The 17,227-nt window shown below is 57.3% G+C and carries 14 protein-coding genes; 6 read left to right on the top strand and 8 right to left on the bottom strand.

Going from position 1 to position 17,227, the window contains the following annotated elements; translation table 11 throughout:
• Nucleotides 1–42: 42 nt before the first annotated feature.
• Entirely contained in the window at nucleotides 43–1,104 is a 1,062-nt protein-coding gene (locus tag BMW97_RS02040) for a 7-bladed beta-propeller protein YncE (protein ID WP_048029833.1), read from the bottom strand.
• Between the two features lie 242 nt (nucleotides 1,105–1,346).
• On the opposite strand from BMW97_RS02040, the gene pqqU reads away from it, so the two are divergent.
• Nucleotides 1,347–3,461, top strand: coding sequence for a TonB-dependent receptor PqqU (gene pqqU / locus BMW97_RS02035; RefSeq protein ID WP_090392443.1), 2,115 nt, complete (start codon nucleotides 1,347–1,349; stop codon nucleotides 3,459–3,461).
• Nucleotides 3,462–3,581: 120 nt separating this feature from the next.
• Here the strand turns inward: pqqU and BMW97_RS02030 are convergent, their stop codons facing one another.
• The 3 genes from BMW97_RS02030 to BMW97_RS02020 form a co-directional block, all read right to left on the bottom strand.
• A complete protein-coding gene (locus BMW97_RS02030) occupies nucleotides 3,582–4,250 on the bottom strand; it encodes a GntR family transcriptional regulator (RefSeq protein WP_044596524.1) in 669 nt (222 codons plus the stop codon).
• 255 nt (nucleotides 4,251–4,505) lie between these two features.
• Nucleotides 4,506–5,546: an NADP-dependent oxidoreductase gene (locus BMW97_RS02025; protein WP_048223416.1), complete on the bottom strand. Its 1,041-nt coding sequence runs from the start codon at nucleotides 5,544–5,546 to the stop codon at nucleotides 4,506–4,508.
• 65 nt (nucleotides 5,547–5,611) lie between these two features.
• Nucleotides 5,612–6,187 carry a helix-turn-helix domain-containing protein gene (locus BMW97_RS02020; protein ID WP_008501301.1) on the bottom strand — a complete coding sequence of 192 codons (576 nt, stop codon included), beginning with the start codon at nucleotides 6,185–6,187 and terminating at the stop codon, nucleotides 5,612–5,614.
• A gap of 148 nt (nucleotides 6,188–6,335) precedes the next feature.
• Here BMW97_RS02020 and BMW97_RS02015 point away from each other — a divergent pair, with 148 nt between their 5' ends.
• Entirely contained in the window at nucleotides 6,336–6,854 is a 519-nt protein-coding gene (locus tag BMW97_RS02015) for a GNAT family N-acetyltransferase (RefSeq protein ID WP_023292298.1), read from the top strand.
• Nucleotides 6,851–7,300, top strand: a complete 450-nt coding sequence (locus tag BMW97_RS02010) for a DMT family transporter (RefSeq protein WP_008501299.1) — start codon at nucleotides 6,851–6,853, stop codon at nucleotides 7,298–7,300. The genes BMW97_RS02015 and BMW97_RS02010 overlap by 4 nt, the downstream gene beginning before the upstream one ends.
• Before the next feature lie 3 nt (nucleotides 7,301–7,303).
• Here the strand turns inward: BMW97_RS02010 and BMW97_RS02005 are convergent, their stop codons facing one another.
• Together BMW97_RS02005 and BMW97_RS02000 are read right to left on the bottom strand one after the other, a co-directional pair.
• Nucleotides 7,304–7,537 carry a YdcY family protein gene (locus BMW97_RS02005; protein ID WP_008501298.1) on the bottom strand — a complete coding sequence of 78 codons (234 nt, stop codon included), beginning with the start codon at nucleotides 7,535–7,537 and terminating at the stop codon, nucleotides 7,304–7,306.
• A gap of 100 nt (nucleotides 7,538–7,637) precedes the next feature.
• Nucleotides 7,638–9,236: an ABC transporter substrate-binding protein gene (locus tag BMW97_RS02000; RefSeq protein ID WP_045908830.1), complete on the bottom strand. Its 1,599-nt coding sequence runs from the start codon at nucleotides 9,234–9,236 to the stop codon at nucleotides 7,638–7,640.
• A 283-nt stretch (nucleotides 9,237–9,519) separates the two neighbouring features.
• On the opposite strand from BMW97_RS02000, the gene BMW97_RS01995 reads away from it, so the two are divergent.
• The 3 genes from BMW97_RS01995 to BMW97_RS01985 are packed head-to-tail and all read left to right on the top strand — an operon-like array spanning nucleotide 9,520 to nucleotide 16,029.
• Nucleotides 9,520–10,869 (top strand): SrfA family protein, encoded by a 1,350-nt coding sequence (locus BMW97_RS01995; RefSeq protein ID WP_090392441.1) that lies wholly within the window; start codon nucleotides 9,520–9,522, stop codon nucleotides 10,867–10,869.
• Nucleotides 10,870–10,873: 4 nt separating this feature from the next.
• Nucleotides 10,874–13,855: a virulence factor SrfB gene (locus tag BMW97_RS01990; RefSeq protein WP_008501295.1), complete on the top strand. Its 2,982-nt coding sequence runs from the start codon at nucleotides 10,874–10,876 to the stop codon at nucleotides 13,853–13,855.
• Nucleotides 13,852–16,029, top strand: coding sequence for a virulence factor SrfC family protein (locus tag BMW97_RS01985; protein ID WP_090392438.1), 2,178 nt, complete (start codon nucleotides 13,852–13,854; stop codon nucleotides 16,027–16,029). Before BMW97_RS01990 ends, BMW97_RS01985 begins: the two co-directional genes overlap by 4 nt.
• A gap of 71 nt (nucleotides 16,030–16,100) precedes the next feature.
• On the opposite strand, the gene BMW97_RS01980 is transcribed toward BMW97_RS01985, so the two are convergent.
• Both BMW97_RS01980 and BMW97_RS01975 read right to left on the bottom strand, forming a co-directional pair.
• Nucleotides 16,101–16,856, bottom strand: coding sequence for an alpha/beta fold hydrolase (locus tag BMW97_RS01980; RefSeq protein WP_090392436.1), 756 nt, complete (start codon nucleotides 16,854–16,856; stop codon nucleotides 16,101–16,103).
• A gap of 86 nt (nucleotides 16,857–16,942) precedes the next feature.
• The gene (locus BMW97_RS01975) at nucleotides 16,943–17,116 is read right to left on the bottom strand and encodes a GhoT/OrtT family toxin (protein ID WP_013096478.1); all 174 of its coding nucleotides are present in this window, start codon (nucleotides 17,114–17,116) and stop codon (nucleotides 16,943–16,945) included.
• Between the last annotated feature and the right edge of the window lie 111 nt (nucleotides 17,117–17,227).

Below are 17,227 nucleotides of genomic sequence, written 5' to 3'. Positions count from 1 at the left end.
TTGTAGGCCCGGTAAGCGCAGCGCCACCGGGCAATTCCCATCTTACAGCGCGATACGAATCACGTCGTCAGGCTGGGTAGCTTCCTGCTGGCGGGTAGATTTTTGTTTCACCGTCACGTACAGGGTTTTGCCATCCGCAGAGAGCGCCAGGCTGTTCGGGTAGACCGGCGTGTCGAACGTTTTAGTCACCTTATACGTTTTCCCATCAATCACGCTCACCTTGCCGGCTTCACGGTGCGTCACGTAGGCTTCATTGCGGGCCGGGTTAAACAGGACCGCCAGAGATTCCGGCGCGGCGATTTTCGCGATCACGCTGCCGTCTTTCAGGCTCACCACCAGCACTTCCGGCTGTTTTGAATCGGTCAGGAACGCGCGCTGACCGGCTGTATCGAGGCTCAGGTTCAGGTAGAAGTGCTCTTTCCCGTCATCCTGCACTTTTTTACGGCTCAGGATTTTGTTCGTTGCCGTATCAATGGTTAACAGCTCGCCGTCCGCATTCGTGGTGTACAGACGTTTCGCCTGCGCATCCAGCGCCAGGCCGGTGCTGTAAGTACCGGTATTGGCAATGGTCTCTTTTAGCTTCAGTGTGGCGCCATCCACCACCCAAATTACGCTCTCTTTACCGACACCGGTGATGTAAATCGTGTTGCTTGCGTCATCCGCCACCAGCTGGCGCGGCTGCAGCGGTTTGACGGTTTCGCTGCGTTGACGCCCGTCCAGCACCAGCCGCCCTTTTACGTCACCCGTTTTTGCATCAATCGCGGTTACCGCGCCGTTGATCGTATTACCGAACCACAGCGTTTGGGTCGCGTTGTCAAAGGTGGCACCAAAGGGTTTGAGATCGCTATGGATCGCCTGCGTCACGTCCAGCGTGACCGGATCAAGACGGTAAACAACCCCGCCCTTGTCGGTTTTACGGCTTTGCGAGGTCGCCACCCACAGCGCATTCTCCTGCTGGCTCACGGCCATTTCATACGCCCCTTTGCCCACCGCTTTACGCAGCACCTCTTCGGCGGCATGCACCTGGAATGTCCCGGCAAGCAGTAAAGTGGCAGACAGCAGTGACAGGCTCAGACGCGGCGAGCACAGATGACGTAAAGACATAACAATTCCTTTTCTGAAAAGTGGGGTTTGGGCTGACATCACTTCCGGCAGACAACGTCATGGCATTGCCTTTTGATAATGAGAATAGTAATCATTAATCAGATGAATGTGGAGTTTTTCTTTCCCCTCTCGCCTTTCATTAACGCAATGTGCGGTTATAGTTTTCAAAACATTTACAAAACCTTTAACATGTATGGACATGTTCCATTTGGTTCGTTTACATACCACAACCGGTTTTATTCATGAAAATCATTTCTGCCCGTAAGGCTTCTCTCCCGCTGCTGCTGGTTCCTGTTATTTTTGCGCCGCTCACCGCCATGAGCGCAGAGGAACAGACCATGATCGTCAGCGCCACGCCGCAAACCGTATCGGAACTCGATACCCCGGCAGCGGTCAGCGTCGTCAATGGCGATGATATGCGCCAGGCTGCACCCCGCATCAACCTGTCTGAATCCCTTGGCAGCGTACCCGGGCTGCAAATTCAGAACCGTCAGAACTACGCCCAGGATCTCCAGCTGTCGATGCGCGGGTTTGGCGCTCGCTCAACCTTCGGGGTGCGCGGTATCCGTATGTACGTCGACGGTATTCCAGCCACCATGCCGGACGGACAGGGCCAGACCTCCAACATCGACCTCTCCAGCGTGGAGAGCGTTGAAGTGCTGCGCGGCCCCTTCTCAGCCCTGTACGGCAACGCCTCCGGCGGCGTGATTAACGTCAACACCCAGACCGGTCAGCAGCCGCCGACTATTGAAGCGAGCAGCTATTACGGCAGCTACGGTACCTGGCGCTACGGTATGAAAGCCACCGGCGCGATGGGTGATGGCACCCACGCGGGCGATGTGGATTACACCGTTTCCACCACCCGTTTCACGACCAAAGGCTATCGCGACCACAGCGGCGCGCGTAAGAATCTTGCCAACGCGAAGCTGGGCGTGCGCATTGATGACGTCAGCAAGCTGACGCTGATCTTCAACAGCGTGGACATGAAGGCCAACGATCCGGGTGGACTGAATTATCAGGAGTGGCGGGACAATCCGCGCCAGTCGCCGCGCGGCGATCAGTTTAATACCCGTAAAACCATCAAACAGACCCAGGCCGGCCTGCGCTACGATCGCCAGCTCAGCGCTCAGGACGACCTCAGCGTGATGATGTACGCCGGCGAGCGTGAAATGACGCAGTATCAGTCGATTCAGGCGAAGTTTCAAAAACCTCCTACTCACTCCGGCGGCGTGATCGACATGCAACGCCACTATCAGGGCGTGGATACCCGCTGGACGCACCGCGGCGAGCTGCTGGTGCCGGTGACCTTTACCACCGGTCTGAACTACGAAAACCTGAGTGAAGATCGTCGCGGCTACGAGAACTTCGTGATGAGCAATGGCGTGCCGGATTACGGCGTCAAAGGCGATAAACGTCGCGACGAACGCAACCTGATGTGGAACGTCGATCCTTATCTGCAGAGCAGTTGGCAGCTGACGCAGAAACTCTCTGTCGATGCGGGTGTTCGCTACAGTTCGGTCTGGTTTGATTCCAATGACCATTACGTTACGCCGGGCAACGGCGATGACAGCGGTGACGCGAGCTATCACAAATGGCTCCCGGCGGGCGCCGTGAAGTATGCGGTGACTGACGGGTGGAACCTCTACGCTGCCGCAGGGCGTGGGTTTGAAACGCCAACCATCAACGAACTCTCCTATCGTGCCGATAATCAGGGCGGTCTGAATATTGGCCTGAAGCCATCCACGAACAACACGTATGAAGTGGGCAGCAAAACCCGACTCGGCAACGGTCTGCTGACGGCGGCGTTATTCCGTACCGATACGGATGATGAGATCGTGGTGGACTCCAGTTCCGGCGGCCGCACAACCTATAAAAATGCCGGAAAAACCCGCCGTCAGGGTGTGGAAGTTTCCCTGGATCAGCAGTTCGCGGAGAACTGGAAGCTGAAGATGGCGTGGACGTATCTGGATGCCACCTACCGGACTAACGTCTGCAGCGACGCAGACTGTAACGGTAACCGTATGCCGGGGATTGCGCGCAACATGGGCTTCGCTTCGTTTGGCTGGCAGCCGGAGGAAGGCTGGTACGCGGGCACGGACGTGCGTTACATGAGCGATATTATGGCCGACGACGAAAACACCGCGAAAGCGCCGTCTTATACGGTAGTCGGGCTGAATACCGGGTATAAGTTTAACTACGGCAACTGGGGAATGGACGTCTTTGGCCGCGTCGATAACCTGTTCGATAAAGAGTACGCGGGATCGGTTATTGTCAACGAGTCCAACGGTCGTTATTACGAGCCTGCACCAGGCCGTAACTATGGCGTCGGGCTGTCGGTCTCTTATCGCTTCGAGTAAGCAAAAAAGAAAAGTTTATTTTATAAATGAAATAACCCTCCTGATGGCAATAAGCCATCAGGAGTTATTCACCGGATAAATAATTAGCGGCGGTATATAGTCGCTCTGATAAATAATCTCTCAGTTAAAATATTGTCGCTGTAAAAGAGAATCCGCTTCATCAATCAACTTATCAATCGCCTTTTGGCTGGCCTCCACATCTCTCCGCTCAAGGGCTGAAAGAAGCTCGTCATAGTGATATGTTGCCGTTTTGATGTCGCTAAGCTCCTGGTGCAGATAGTTCATACAGGGGCCGATGCGGACCCATAGCTGTTCAATTAAGGCATTAAGCGTCGGCATTTCCGCATACTGATAAAGCGTAAACCTGAAGACACGATTCGCATGCAAGGCCTGCTGAACGTTTCCATTGCGCATAGCCTCATGGAAGGCCTCTGACATTTTGCGCAACGCCTCCAGCTTGCCGTCTGACATATTCTGGCATGCTGCGGCAACCGCCATTGGCTCAAGCTGTTTTCGGATGGCGTTAATCTCGTTATAACGCTCCAGCGTCACCTCAGGGACCAGAAAAGCCTGCGCTGGCGTGGCGTGAAGTGCGCCTGAGGAGACCAGACGCAGCAGCGCTTCGCGGACCGGCGTAATACTGGTGCCTAATTTATCAGCAATCTCTTTCGTAATCAGTCGTGCTCCTGGTTTGAGGGAGCCTGTAATTAACGCCCCTTTCAAACTGTGTTCAACCTGCATAGTAAGGCTAACCCTTTGGGCTTTTTCTAAGTGATCCAAATCAAGCATGTGGAATTCCTGTAGCTAAAACTTAATGCTATTTTTAAACGCCAGTTTTAATAAAACGGCGCCGGTACGATATATCCTGTATCGTCATGCCTGGTGGTGGGAAGTACGTAAAACAGCAAAAAAAGCAAACATCATTTTTTTTATCGTTTTCGGGCTCATCCGGGATGATGGCGCGAAAAACCGTGTCCAGTAATTAAAGACAATATATCGTATCTTCACAAATAAATATGGCGGGAAACCCCGCCATTGTACGCTTTATTTATTGTCACTCGCGACGCGAATCACGACTTTGCCGAAGTTTCGTCCTTCCAGCAGGCCAATCAGCGCCTCGGGAGCGTTTTCCAGCCCGTCCGTCACCTGTTCGCGATAGTGGATTTTCCCCTCCTGCACCCAGCGCCCCATCTCTTCCTGGAACTCATGAATGCGGTGTCCATAATCCTGGCCGATAATAAAACCCTGCATACGAATGCGTTTCTTGAGAAGGGTCGCCATCAGGAGCGGCAGGCGGTCCGGCCCGTCAGGCAGGCCCGTCGCGTTATAGCCGCTCACCAGGCCACACACCGGCACGCGCGCGGAGGTGTTCAGCAGGGGCAGCACGGCATCAAACACTTTCCCGCCGACGTTTTCATAATAGACATCAATACCGTTCGGACAGGCGTGTTTCAGCTGGTCGGCAAAATCCGCCGCATGGTGATCCAGACACAGGTCAAAGCCGAGAACCTCAACGGCATGACGGCATTTCTCTGGGCCACCGGCCACGCCGACCACCCGGCAACCTTTGATTTTACCGATCTGCCCTACTGTCGCGCCAACCGGGCCGGTCGCCGCAGCCACCACCAGCGTTTCACCCGCTTTCGGTTGCCCGATATCCAGCAGCCCCATATAGGCGGTAAAGCCCGGCATGCCCAGTACGCCCAGCGACCAGGAAGGATGAGACGGATTGTCGCCCAGCTTCACCAGGCCGCTGCCGTCCGAAAGTTCATACTCCTGCCAGCCGCTGTAGCCCAGCACCCATTCACCGGCTTTGAAGTCGGGATGGTTTGACTGTTCAACGCGGCTGACCGTTCCCCCCACCATCACCGCACCGAGCTCAACCGGCGGTGAATAGGATGGCGCGTCGCTCATGCGACCCCGCATATAAGGATCCAGCGACAGCCAGACGGTACGAAGCAAAAGCTGCCCCGCACCCGGTTCCGGGACAGGCTGCGTTTCCAGACGAAAATTTTCCGCGACCGGTGCGCCCTGTGGACGAGAGGCCAGCACCCAGCGGCGGTTATGCGAAACAGAGTGATTCATCAGGATCTCCTTCTGGTACAAATGTCATTACAGCCTGGCTCACGTTCGGCGTTATCGCATTAGCATTACGAGCCAGACTGATTGAGGCGTACAACCAGATAGATGCAGGTTTCATTCGTCTCGTTGATGAACCGGCAGTCATTAGGCGGCCCCAGCTCAAGACAGTCTCCGGCGTGCATCTCGTGGCGGGTGTCGCCCTCCTGAAACACCAGCTCACCGGACTGCAGCCAGATAAGCTGACGCGCCAGCGCGTAAGAAGAGGCTGGCATCGGAACGTCGCTTCCCGCAGGCAGTTCCACCTGAACAAGGTCGATGGGCAGATCGGTACGGGGAGAAACATGGCGGCGGAGGTAGTGCGTCTGCGGATCGCGCCAGACGGGCTGGTTTGCCAGGCGCAGCAGCTTACCCTCCTGCATTTCGGCCCGGGCAATCAGCGTTGACATGCTGATGCCAAACGCGCCCGACAGGCGGGCAAGCAAGGTGGCTGTCGGGCTACTGTCCCCGCGCTCTATCTTATGGATCATGGCGCGGGAGACCCCTGCCCGGTCCGCCAGCTCACTCAAGGACCATCCGCGAGACTCGCGTTCAAGGCGAATTCTTGCGCTAATCCGTTGATTCATTGTGTCTGTTATGGTGTTCATGACGTCATACTATAGTGTATGAACGGCATTTCAATGGGCTTTTGATAACAAAAAAATATGGCTTATGCCGTAGCGATCGGGCGATACAGTTGTGTAATATCGTAGCGATAACGTAATACTATAGTGAACAACACACAGAGGCTTCATCATGATCGTTCGTCATGCCTGCAAAGAAGACTGCGCTGCGATAGGCGAGATTTACAACCACGCGGTGCTGCACACTGCCGCGATCTGGAACGATAAAACCGTCGATACCGATAACCGAATCGCCTGGTTTGAGGCGCGCTCGCTTGCGGGCTACCCGGTTCTGGTAAGTGAAGAGGACGGCGTAATCACCGGCTACGCCTCTTTCGGCGACTGGCGCGCCTTTGACGGCTTCCGTCATACGGTTGAGCACTCGGTCTATGTCCACCCGGCCCATCAGGGCAAAGGGATTGGCCGCACGCTGATGAAGGCGCTGATTAACGAGGCCCGCGCCATTGGGAAACACGTGATGGTGGCCGGCATTGAAGCGCAAAACCATGCCTCGATTCATCTCCATGAAACGCTCGGCTTTGTGACGACCGGACAAATGCCGCAGGTGGGAACCAAGTTTGGCCGCTGGCTGGACTTGACCTTTATGCAGCTGCAGCTGGACGAGCGCAGCGATCCGGACGCGATCCCATGAATCAGTCACTGACGCTGGCGTTTCTGGTCGCGGCGGGCATCGGTCTGGTGGTGCAAAACACCCTGATGGTGCGTATCACCCAGTCCTCCTCCACCATTCTCATCGCGATGCTGCTGAATTCGCTGGTCGGCATCGTGCTGTTTGTCAGTATTCTGCTGCTGAAACAGGGCGTGGCCGGATTCAGCGAGCTGGCCGCGACGGTGCGCTGGTGGACGCTTATCCCGGGGCTGCTGGGGTCGTTTTTCGTGTTTGCCAGCATCAGCGGCTATCAGAATGTTGGCGCGGCGACGACCATCGCCGTGCTGGTCGCAAGCCAGCTGATTGGCGGGCTAGTGCTGGACGTGCTGAGGAGCCATGGCATCCCGCTGCGCGCCCTGATCGGCCCGGTGTGCGGCGCGGTGATGCTGGTGGTCGGGGCCTGGCTGGTGGCGCGACGCCAGTTTTGATCGTTACAGTATGGTGCCGCCTTTCGTCAGCTGTTCCTCACGCGCGTCCATCTCCTCTTTATGCTGCTTGCCGTGGTGCGAAATCGCGGTGCGCAGACGCTGCTGCTGGGTGTAGCGATCTTCACGGCTGAGCTCTGCATCATCGCTTAATTCAATCAGCAGCTCGTTCATGTGGGTAATCACGCTCTCTTCGATAGCGGCATCGACGCGGGCGATAACTTCGTTTAAATGTGACATTGTCACTCCTTGTTATGTGCCCGGTGGCGCTACGCTTACCGGGCCTACGGGTGCCAAATGTAGGCCGGGTAAGGCGTAGCCGCCACCCGGCTAAAAAGGCTTAGTTCAGCTTCGCTTTCGAGAAATCGCTGCCCATCAGGCTTACGCTGTAGCCGGTCACATTGCTGCGGGTCGCGTAGAACGTTTTCCCGTTGGCCAGCGCGATCCACGGCGCCTGCTGGTAGAAGATCTCCTGCGCCTGGCCATAGAGCTTGGCGCGCTCAGCCGGGCTGCTGGTCAGCTTCGCTTTTTGTACCAGGGCATCATACCCCTTATCGCACCAGCGCGCGGCGTTTGAGCCGGTTTTAATGCTGTTGCAGCCGAGCAGCACATCGGCAAAGTTGTCCGGGTCGCCGTTGTCGGACATCCAGCCAAACAGCGCGGAATCATGTTCGCCTTTACGCATTCCGGAGAGATATTCGCCCCACTCGTAGGAGACAATTTTGGCCTTCACGCCGACTTTTGCCCAGTCGCTCTGGATCATCTCCGCGATACGACGCGAGTTCGGGTTATACGGACGCTGAACCGGCATTGACCACAGCGTGACTTCCGCGCCCTTCTCCAGACCCGCCTGCTTCAGCAGGGCTTTCGCTTTTTCAGGATCGTAGCTGTAGTCCTTCAGGTCTTTATTGAAGCCCAGCATATTTGGCGGGATCGGCGATTTTGCCACCGTGCCCGATCCCATAAAGACCGCATTAACGATAGCCTTCTTGTCGGTCGCGTAGTTGAGCGCCTGACGCACCAGCACGTTATCAAACGGTTTTTTCTCGGTGTTAAACGCCAGATAACCGACGTTCAGCGCATCGACCGAGTGCAGCGTCAGGTCTTTGTTGTTTTTGATGGCATCAAACTGAACCGGGGATGGCGCAGGAATGATCTGGCACTCGTTGGTCTGCAGCTTCGCCAGGCGAGTTTCCACGTTTGGCGTAATGGAGAAAATGAGATGCTTCGTCGGCACCTCGCCTTCCCAGTAGTTCGGGTTCGCGACGTAGCGGATCAGCGAATCCACTTTGTACTGCTGCAGCACGTAAGGCCCGGTGCCAATCGGCCAGGTGTCCACGTTCTCAGGCGTGCCTTTTTTCAGCATTGCGTCGGCGTATTCAGCGGAGAGAATCGAGGCGAAATCCATTCCCCAGTCGGCCAGAAACGCGGCGTTGGGTTCGCTGAGGGTGAACTGGACATGGTAATCATCGACCTTTTTAACGTCCTGGATCAGCTTATCGAGACCGACATCATTAAAGTACTCGTAGTTGCCCTGCGACACGTTGTGGTACGGGTGTTTAGGGTCTTTCTGACGCATGACCGAGAAAATAACGTCATCGGCATTAAAATCGCGCGTCGGTTTGAAGTATTTGTTGCTGTTGAACTTCACCCCTTTACGCAGGGCAAAGGTATAGGTCTTGCCGTCCGGCGAAATCGTCCAGGACTCCGCCAGCGACGGCACCGGGGTGTTTTTCACCGGGTCGAAATTGATCAGACGGTTATACAGCACCTGAGAGCTGGCCACAAAAGACGGGCCAGAGCTGGCGATTTGTGGGTTGAAGGACTCGGGGGAGGCTTCTGAACAGTAAATAAGGGTGTCGTTATTTGCCGCCCATGCGGCACCGGCTGGTAACAGCGCGCTCAGCGCAAGGGCGAGCAGTGTTTTCCCTGTAGACATGGTTATAACCCTGACAGTTTTATTATATAGGACAGTAATAACAGCACAGGCGTTTTGACCTGGCAAATAACGAAACACTATCAGGTTATTCTAAAGCCGCGTTTTTTGCTGTTTTAACCGCCAGCGCTCAAAAAGATGATTTGCCTTAAGTGCCATTATTCGTCAAGCACAACCGTCACTTTCTATGCCGCAAGAAATCGGCGCTTTTAGCGTCTCTTCCTCCGTTTGTTTGCTTCCTTGTTTCGTTAAAGTAATGGTGTGAAGAAGTATATGGGATCAAATCGTGGCAAAAACTCTTTTACGCAGCGGTAATCTGGATGATTTTCAGGCCGTTGGCGGCGGCGGACAAGCCGTTTTCGAATCAGCGTTGCAAATCCGGGAAGCGCTCCGTTTGCGCAAACAACAGGCCATCGTCGACTGTCTGGCGATTCCTCAGGTCAACGACAGCGGCGACCGCGTGGACTGGTATTCCCCGGTTGAAGGGAGCGTAATCAGCTGGAAAGCGGCCGATGAAGATGATCGCTATCGCGCCCTGCGCTATCTGGAAAACACGCTCGCCAGCGTCGAGTCATTAAGCAAGAAATGCCTGCAGTCGCCTAAAACCGCGCAACAGCTTTTTGGCTCTCTGCTGTCAAAGGCGTTTCAGTTTCCGGGCGAAAACTTCCTCTTCCTAGTGGACGGAAAGCCGGTCATCAGCTTCTGGGGGTTTGTAAACCTGAACGAGAACGCGCGCGACGATGTCCTCGACTGCCTGCGTGAATCGCTGATCCCTGAGCCAGCCCCCGTTGTGATTGACGATCCTGAACCCGAGCCTGAGCCAGAGCCGGTGATGACCTTTGAGCATGCTGACGAGCCGCTGATCGCCCCATCCACGGTGGTGCGTATTACGCCGGAGGAGCTGTATGAGCCCGAACCGGCCGTCGCCGTTGCACAACCTGTTCAAGCGCCTGCTCCAGCGAACGTCGTGAAAAAGCGCCGCGTTCCCCTGTGGACCCTGCCGGTTGCCGCCGTGATCGTCGCTGCCATTGCCGCCCCGCTGCTGTGGCCAAAACAGGCACCTTCCGCTGAGCCCGCCCCGGCTCCCACACCTGAACCTGTGGAGATTGCGCCAAAACCGATCAAAGCGGTTGAGCCGCTGGCGATGAAGCTACCGCTGCATCAGGCGGAGGTCGTGGCCAGCAAAGAAAAAGAAGCCGCTCCGGCCGCTCCTGCACCACAGCCCGCTCCGGTGGTGATTGTCGCCATCCCGAAAGACGCCATGGTGATGGAAGCGAATCAGGTAAAAGCGGGATCGACGCGCTTCCTGAACGGCACCTGGCGCGCCATCCTCGATGTGAAAGATCCGGTTACCGGCAAGCCGCCGTCGCTGCGCTATCAGATCCAGAACAATAAAGGTTTCGCCCGCGTTGTCCATGGCGACAACATTGTCTGCCGCGCGGAGGTCTTCTCCGGGCTGCACAGCAATGGCGAGCTGATGATTAAGAGTCGCGGCACTGCCCGCTGCACCGACGGTTCCCGCTACCCGATGCCGGAAATTGCCTGTAAAGCAGGCACCAGCGATATCGCAGAATGTCGCGCCCGTTATGATGCCAACACCGTCGTCCCACTGACGTTCAAGAAAGCAGGTGCCTGATCTTATGCTGGTAAATCTTTGCGACTATAAACAAAGCGTCACGCTTATTGCCAACAGCGGCGTGCAGTTCCTCGATTTCGGTCTGACGCCGCAGGACTCCGCCAGCAACGGGCGCTTCGTACGTAAAACCGCGAACGGCCCGCTATTGCGCCTCGATTTCGACCTGGTCAACGGTCGCTATACTCTGCCCGGCATGAATGGCGGGCAGCCAGAAGTGGTCAAACCGGAAACCACTATCCCGCTGCATCAGTCGCTGGCGGTACTGGATGGCGTCTGGCTTCCGGTTCCGTTCCTGCGCTTCAACCCGCCGCGGACCTTTGTTGAAGGGCCGGATAACTGGGCGCGCGTTCAGGTGCGCAAGCTTGACACCCCGGACACGGCAGGCAATACACACCGCGTCACCCTCGCGCTTGACAGCCAGATTGCCGATCATGCCACGTCCGCGCTCTCCCCGGTGGAAAACGATATTCTGAACGGGACCCGCTTCGCGCTGGCGTGGCGCGATAACGAGGTAGACAGTTTCCTCGATCAGACCTGGATTGACGGCTGGCTGCGCGAGGCGTTTACCCAGTATGCCGACGGCGTTGAGAACCGCTCTGAACGCGACCTGCAGCAGGCGATGCGCAGTTTTGAATATCAGGCCCACTGGCTTAACCTGCTGACTATGCTCGGTGAACAGCTCACCGTACCGGAAGTGAAATTTGTCACCCATACGCTCAGCACGCCAGCCATTCCGGTTGACCTGATCCTTGACGTGGGTAACACCCACACCTGCGGCGTCATTATTGAAGACCACGGCGATGCGAACGATGGGCTGCGTCAGACCGCCGAGCTGCAGGTTCGCTCGCTCAGCGAGCCGCAGTTCCTGAACGAGCCGCTGTTCACCAGCCGTCTCGAGTTTTCAGAAGCGCGTTTTGGCAAGCAGCACTTCTCGGTGGAAAGCGGTCGCGAAGACGCGTTTGTCTGGCCGTCGATTGTCCGCGTCGGCGATGAGGCCCGCAAGCTGGCGATGCAGCGTCTGGGAACCGAAGGCAACAGCGGTATCTCCAGCCCGCGTCGCTACCTGTGGGATGAAACCCCGGTCGTGCAGGACTGGCGCTTTAGCCAGATGAACAGCAAGACCCAGCGTGAACCGCTTGCCACCGCGTTCCCGCTGATGAACCTGATGAACGATGACGGCGAGCCGCTCTTCACGCTGCCGCAGGACGAGCGCCTGCCGGTCTTCTCGCCGCAATACAGCCGCAGCACCCTGATGACCCATATGCTGTGCGAGCTGCTGGCACAGGCGCTGGGGCAGATCAACAGCGTCGCCACGCGCCTGCGTCTGGGCTTCCCTGCCTCGCCGCGCCAGCTGCGCACGCTGATCCTGACGCTGCCCTCCGCCATGCCAAAGCAGGAGCGCGAGATCTTCCGTCGCCGCATGTTTGAAGCCATCGCGATTGTCTGGAAAGCGATGGGATGGCACCCGCAGGATGAGGATTTTGTCACCCGCAAACAGCAGGAAAAAAGCGTGGTGCCGGTACCTGAAATCCAGATGGAGTGGGATGAAGCCAGCTGCGGTCAGCTGGTCTGGCTGTATAACGAAGCCATCTCCCGCTTTGGCGGCCAGACCGAAGCCTTCTTCGCCTCCCTTGCCCGTCCGGACCGTGAACCTGAGCCGGGCAGCCAGCCGGGGCGCGCGCTGCGCGTCGCGTCCATCGACATCGGCGGCGGCACAACGGATATGGCGATCACCCATTATCAGCTGGATGACGGTTCCGGCAATAACGTCAAAATCACCCCGCAGCTGCTGTTCCGCGAAGGGTTTAAGGTCGCGGGCGACGATACGCTTCTGGACGTGATTCAGCGCTACGTGTTACCCGCTCTGCAAACGCAGCTGCAGAAATCCGGTATCGCGGATGCCTCGCTGCTGATGGCCTCGCTGTTCGGTGACTCCGGGCGCATTGATACCCAGGCCGTACTGCGCCAGCAAACGGCGCTGCAGCTCTTTATGCCGATTGGCCATGCCATTCTTGCCGGATGGGAATCCAGCGACGTTGACGATCCACTGGCCGGTCTGCATGCCACCTTTGGCGATCTGCTGCCGCAGAAGCCGACCCGCAACGTGATGAACTATCTGCAGCAGGCGATCGATCATGCCCTGCCTGCGGGTTCAGACGCTTTCGATCTTTTCGCCGTGCCGCTGCATGTGAACTTCCGCGAAATGCAGGATGCGATGCTGGCCGGGCAGTTTACGCTGGCCTCCCCGCTCCACGCGGTATGTGAGGCGATCTCCCATTACAGCTGCGACATTCTGCTGATCACCGGACGCCCGGGCTGCCTGCCTGGGGTTCAGGCGCTCATTCGTCACCTGCAGCCGGTGCCGGTCAACCGCATCGTCTGGCTGGATAAATACCAGGTACATGAGTGGTATCCGTTCAGCCAGCAGGGGCGCATTGGCAACCCGAAATCGACCGCTGCCGTGGGGGCCATGCTCTGCAGCCTGGCGCTTGACTTGCGTCTGCCGCGCTTCAACTTTAAAGCCGCGGACATTGGCGCGTATTCTACCGTGCGCTATCTGGGCGTGCTGGATAACACCGTCAATACCCTGCGCGAGGAAAACGTCTGGTATCAGGATATCGATCTTGATAAACCCGGCGCGAAGCTTGATGCGCGTCTGCACTTCCCGCTGCGCGGTAACGTGACTCTCGGCTTCCGTCAACTGGCAAACGCGCGCTGGCCGGCCACGCCGCTCTATACGCTCAGCATTAACTCGGCCGAACTGGCAAAAGCGATTGCCGGCGACGGCGTGCTGAACGTGCGGCTCAAGCTCTGCGGCGGCAGCAAGCAGGAAGGTCCGGAGGCGTTCGAGCTGAGCGATGCCTGGCTGCAGGACGGCACGCCGGTGGCGCCTGACGCATTAACTTTCAAACTGAATACCCTGGCCGATCGCCGACACAGCGGTAGCCACTACTGGATCGACAGCGGGAGCGTATACCTGAAATGACAGCGACCACGAACACCACTCAGGCCTTAATCGGGTGGATTAACGAGACGCGCCTGACCGCCCCTGTGCTGGATAACGATGCCGACGCCCTGCTTGCTCGCATCAACGCGGTGCAGGCGCGGGAGCAGGCCATTGAACGCGCCATGACCCGCCAGAGCAGCATTGGGCTTTACGGCCATTCGCAGAGCGCGAAAGCGCACCTGCTCTTGTCGCTGTGCGGCAGCGGCAATGGTCGCCTGAACGTGACGCCAGGCCAGCGCACCTTTGACTATTTTTCGCATATCAATCCGGGACATGCCCTGACCAATATGGCCGTCCGCTTCACCCGGGAAATCCCGGAAGCGCTTGACGAGGCGTTTCCGCTGCGCCTGAGCCTGGTCACCGAGGCCGAGCTGGTACAGCTGTTTATTGCCCGCACGACGCTGCATCCGCAGATGCGCGCGGTGGATAAGGCGGTCATCGAGACACGTCTGGAGAAATGGCGCGGCCTGCGCCAGCCGCAGGGCGTGCCCGGCATCACCGCTCAGGAAGTGGGGGCAATTGCCCGCTTCTGGCAGAGCTCGGTACCCGCAGCGAAACAGCAAATTGATGATGCCCTGTGGCATGAGTTTGCCCAACTGGTGCCTTCACTCGATCTCAGCACGCGAGCCAGCGTCTGGTCGCTACTCTGGGGCGAACAGCAGGAACTGACCCAGCAGTGGTTAAACCTGGCCCATGTGCTGCACCAGACCAGCCATGCCAGCGAGCTTGCGGCCCCCCTTAGCCTGCTGGTGGACAGCTTTGGGCTGCCGGGTGAAGGGTTCCTGACGCACGACGGCTCGATAGCGCTTCAGCATGCACAGGAGACGCTTCTCCATCCGCTGAACAACGGTGAAATGCTTAACGCCATCAGCCTCCCGGTCGATGTGCTGGCCTTCCTGACCCGCGAAGTGGTGCTGCCCGTTGAGAGCGGCGCGCTGGATAATGTTGATATCATTGATATCCCGGTGTTTGAAGAGCACCATGCCGATCCGCTACGCCAGGCGAAATCCCAGTGGCTGCTTGAGCACTATCGCCAACAGCTCCAGCCGGATGTGCTGGTCATTTGCAACGCGACGGTGCAGCACGAACAGACGGCCAAAAAAGCAAAAGTGTTAATGAACTGGGTCAGGGAGACGCAGCCTGCCGAAGAATCTGCCCTGCCTGGGCTGGTGTGGGCGATCACCCCGCATGACGCCCGCTTTACCACCCGGCAGAACCTCGACGAAGCCGTACAGCATCTGCTCGGAAAGCCGGGCTTGCGCTGGGGCACCCTCCAGGCCCTGGACAGCCACAGCATGCAGCGCGTCATTGAGTGGCTGTCTCAGGCCACGTTGCCCGCGCAGCGACAGAAACGTCTCGGCACGCTGAAAAATGCGCTGCATCAGGAGCTCTCGGCGCTGATGCAAAGCTACCTGGCACCGCTGGTTGAGGAACCGGGTACCCGACGCGCTCAGGCAGAAAACCTGGTGCGCATGCTGCAAAGCAGTGCCGCCCGCCACGGCGAGCTGCTTGAAGGCCTGCTGCCGCCGATGAAGGCCTTTGAAACGCTGCTGGCCGTTCAGCAGCCGCGCGAGGAGCAGGTTAACGGGCTGTTTATGGATACCATTGACCTGTTTGCCGATAATGCCCAGGAAAGCGCAGGCAAGTTCCAGACCAAAGACAAAGCGCGTCTGGCGCACAGAGTATGGATAAATCATCTGCGCCAGTGGAGCCGCAACGAGGCGACCGCCGCCCGTCTTGGGCTGGATCCTGAGGTGTTACAGCAAATCGCGGATGTGCTGGTCGTCACCAGCTACCGGCTGAATCTGCCTCAACAGCTGCAGCGAATTGTCGAAGCAGATAAAAGTAGCGCTGCGCAACTGCATGCTGTGATGGGCAATTTCGTTGGCTGGCTGGGTTACGACCAGACGCCCGTGGCGACGCGTCCGGCAAGCCGCATCCGTAAGGGCCAGGCCATCTTCGTCACGCCGGTGGTCAGCAGCGCCGAACCTCGCCTGACGCGCCTGGGAGAACAGCCGGTCCATGCGGCTACCGCGTACGTTTACGACTGGCTGGTCGCACTCTATAGCCGCGCGATAGAGAACATTGATTACCAGCACCCGCATGATGTTCAGCCTGACGCACGTCAGGCACTTCGGGCTTTAATAAAGTAGCCGCCCTTCTTGCCGGGTGGCGCTGCGCTTACCCGGCCTACATTTCGCAACGATGATACATTGCACAATAATCACATCGTCATACATTCGGCTAAGGCCCGCGCCAGCGCAGAGGGGTTTTCCCAGGACATTGAGTGCCCCGCCGCAGGAATAATTTTCACCTCAACGCCCTTCTGCTGGAGATTTTCCACATCGTCATCTGGCAGAGAGAGCTCGCCAAAAATCAACGTTACCGGGCAAGGGAGTGACAGGAACTGCGCTTCCCATTCCGGTTCAACGCCCGCCACCAGGCCAGATGCACCGCGCCAGACGGCATAAGCGGCATTGCTCTGCAGGCATCCCGCCCACGCTGTTTTTTCTGCGCTGAGCATGGCGTCATATCCGTGCTCCAGAAACTGTTGCTCTGATTGCGCCGCTATAGACCGGCTGAACATGCCCCCACCCGCATGAAAATTGGGCTCTGACACCATCAGTCCCTTCACGCGCGTTGCCAGCAGCCCCGCCGTTTCGATAGCAATACTGCCGCCCATGCTGTGGCCATATAACCAGAAGGAATCCAGCTCAAGATGGTCAATCAGTTCCGCGACAACGTGCGCCTGGTCAGTGGTTTTATAGCTGTAGTGCTCAGGCTTATCGCTGTAGCCGCTGCCGGGCAAGTCGATGAGAATCGCTCTGCGCCCGCCAAACAGCGGGTCACAAACGACGCGGGGATATTCATAGGAAGAGGCGCAGCCCAGCCCGTGAATGAACACCACGGGATCGCCGGTACCAGGCAAGTCGTGCCAGCGCACGGTGCAACCGGCCTGCTGCGAGTAAAAACTGTTCATAAGCACTCCTTTTATGATGCACTGTGTATTTATACAGTCATCACATCAGGAATGCTATGTTCATCTTTTAAAACTGGAAGCGTGCTTCAGAAAAGCGAGACCAGCAGCGCAACGGGAAAGCTCATTGGCCAGGTTGACCCCACCAGGAAAGCGCTGAGCAGGCGGATACGTTTGCGGTCTTTAGAGAGGAACCAGGTGATTAATGCGCAGATGGAAGCCATGATTGCGTAAAAAACCAACATCTTTTGATACAACGTCATTCTGTATACCAGAGCCGAAAAAATAACCGCACGCAATATGCGTCATATGTTGACACAGATCAAGTTTTTTCGTTACAGAATAACCACTTAAAAATTACGGCTAATAACAAT

The organism is Enterobacter sp. NFIX58 (genome assembly GCF_900110475.1).
GTDB lineage: Bacteria > Pseudomonadota > Gammaproteobacteria > Enterobacterales > Enterobacteriaceae > Enterobacter > Enterobacter quasiroggenkampii.
This window is presented reverse-complemented; position numbering and strand designations above follow the sequence as displayed.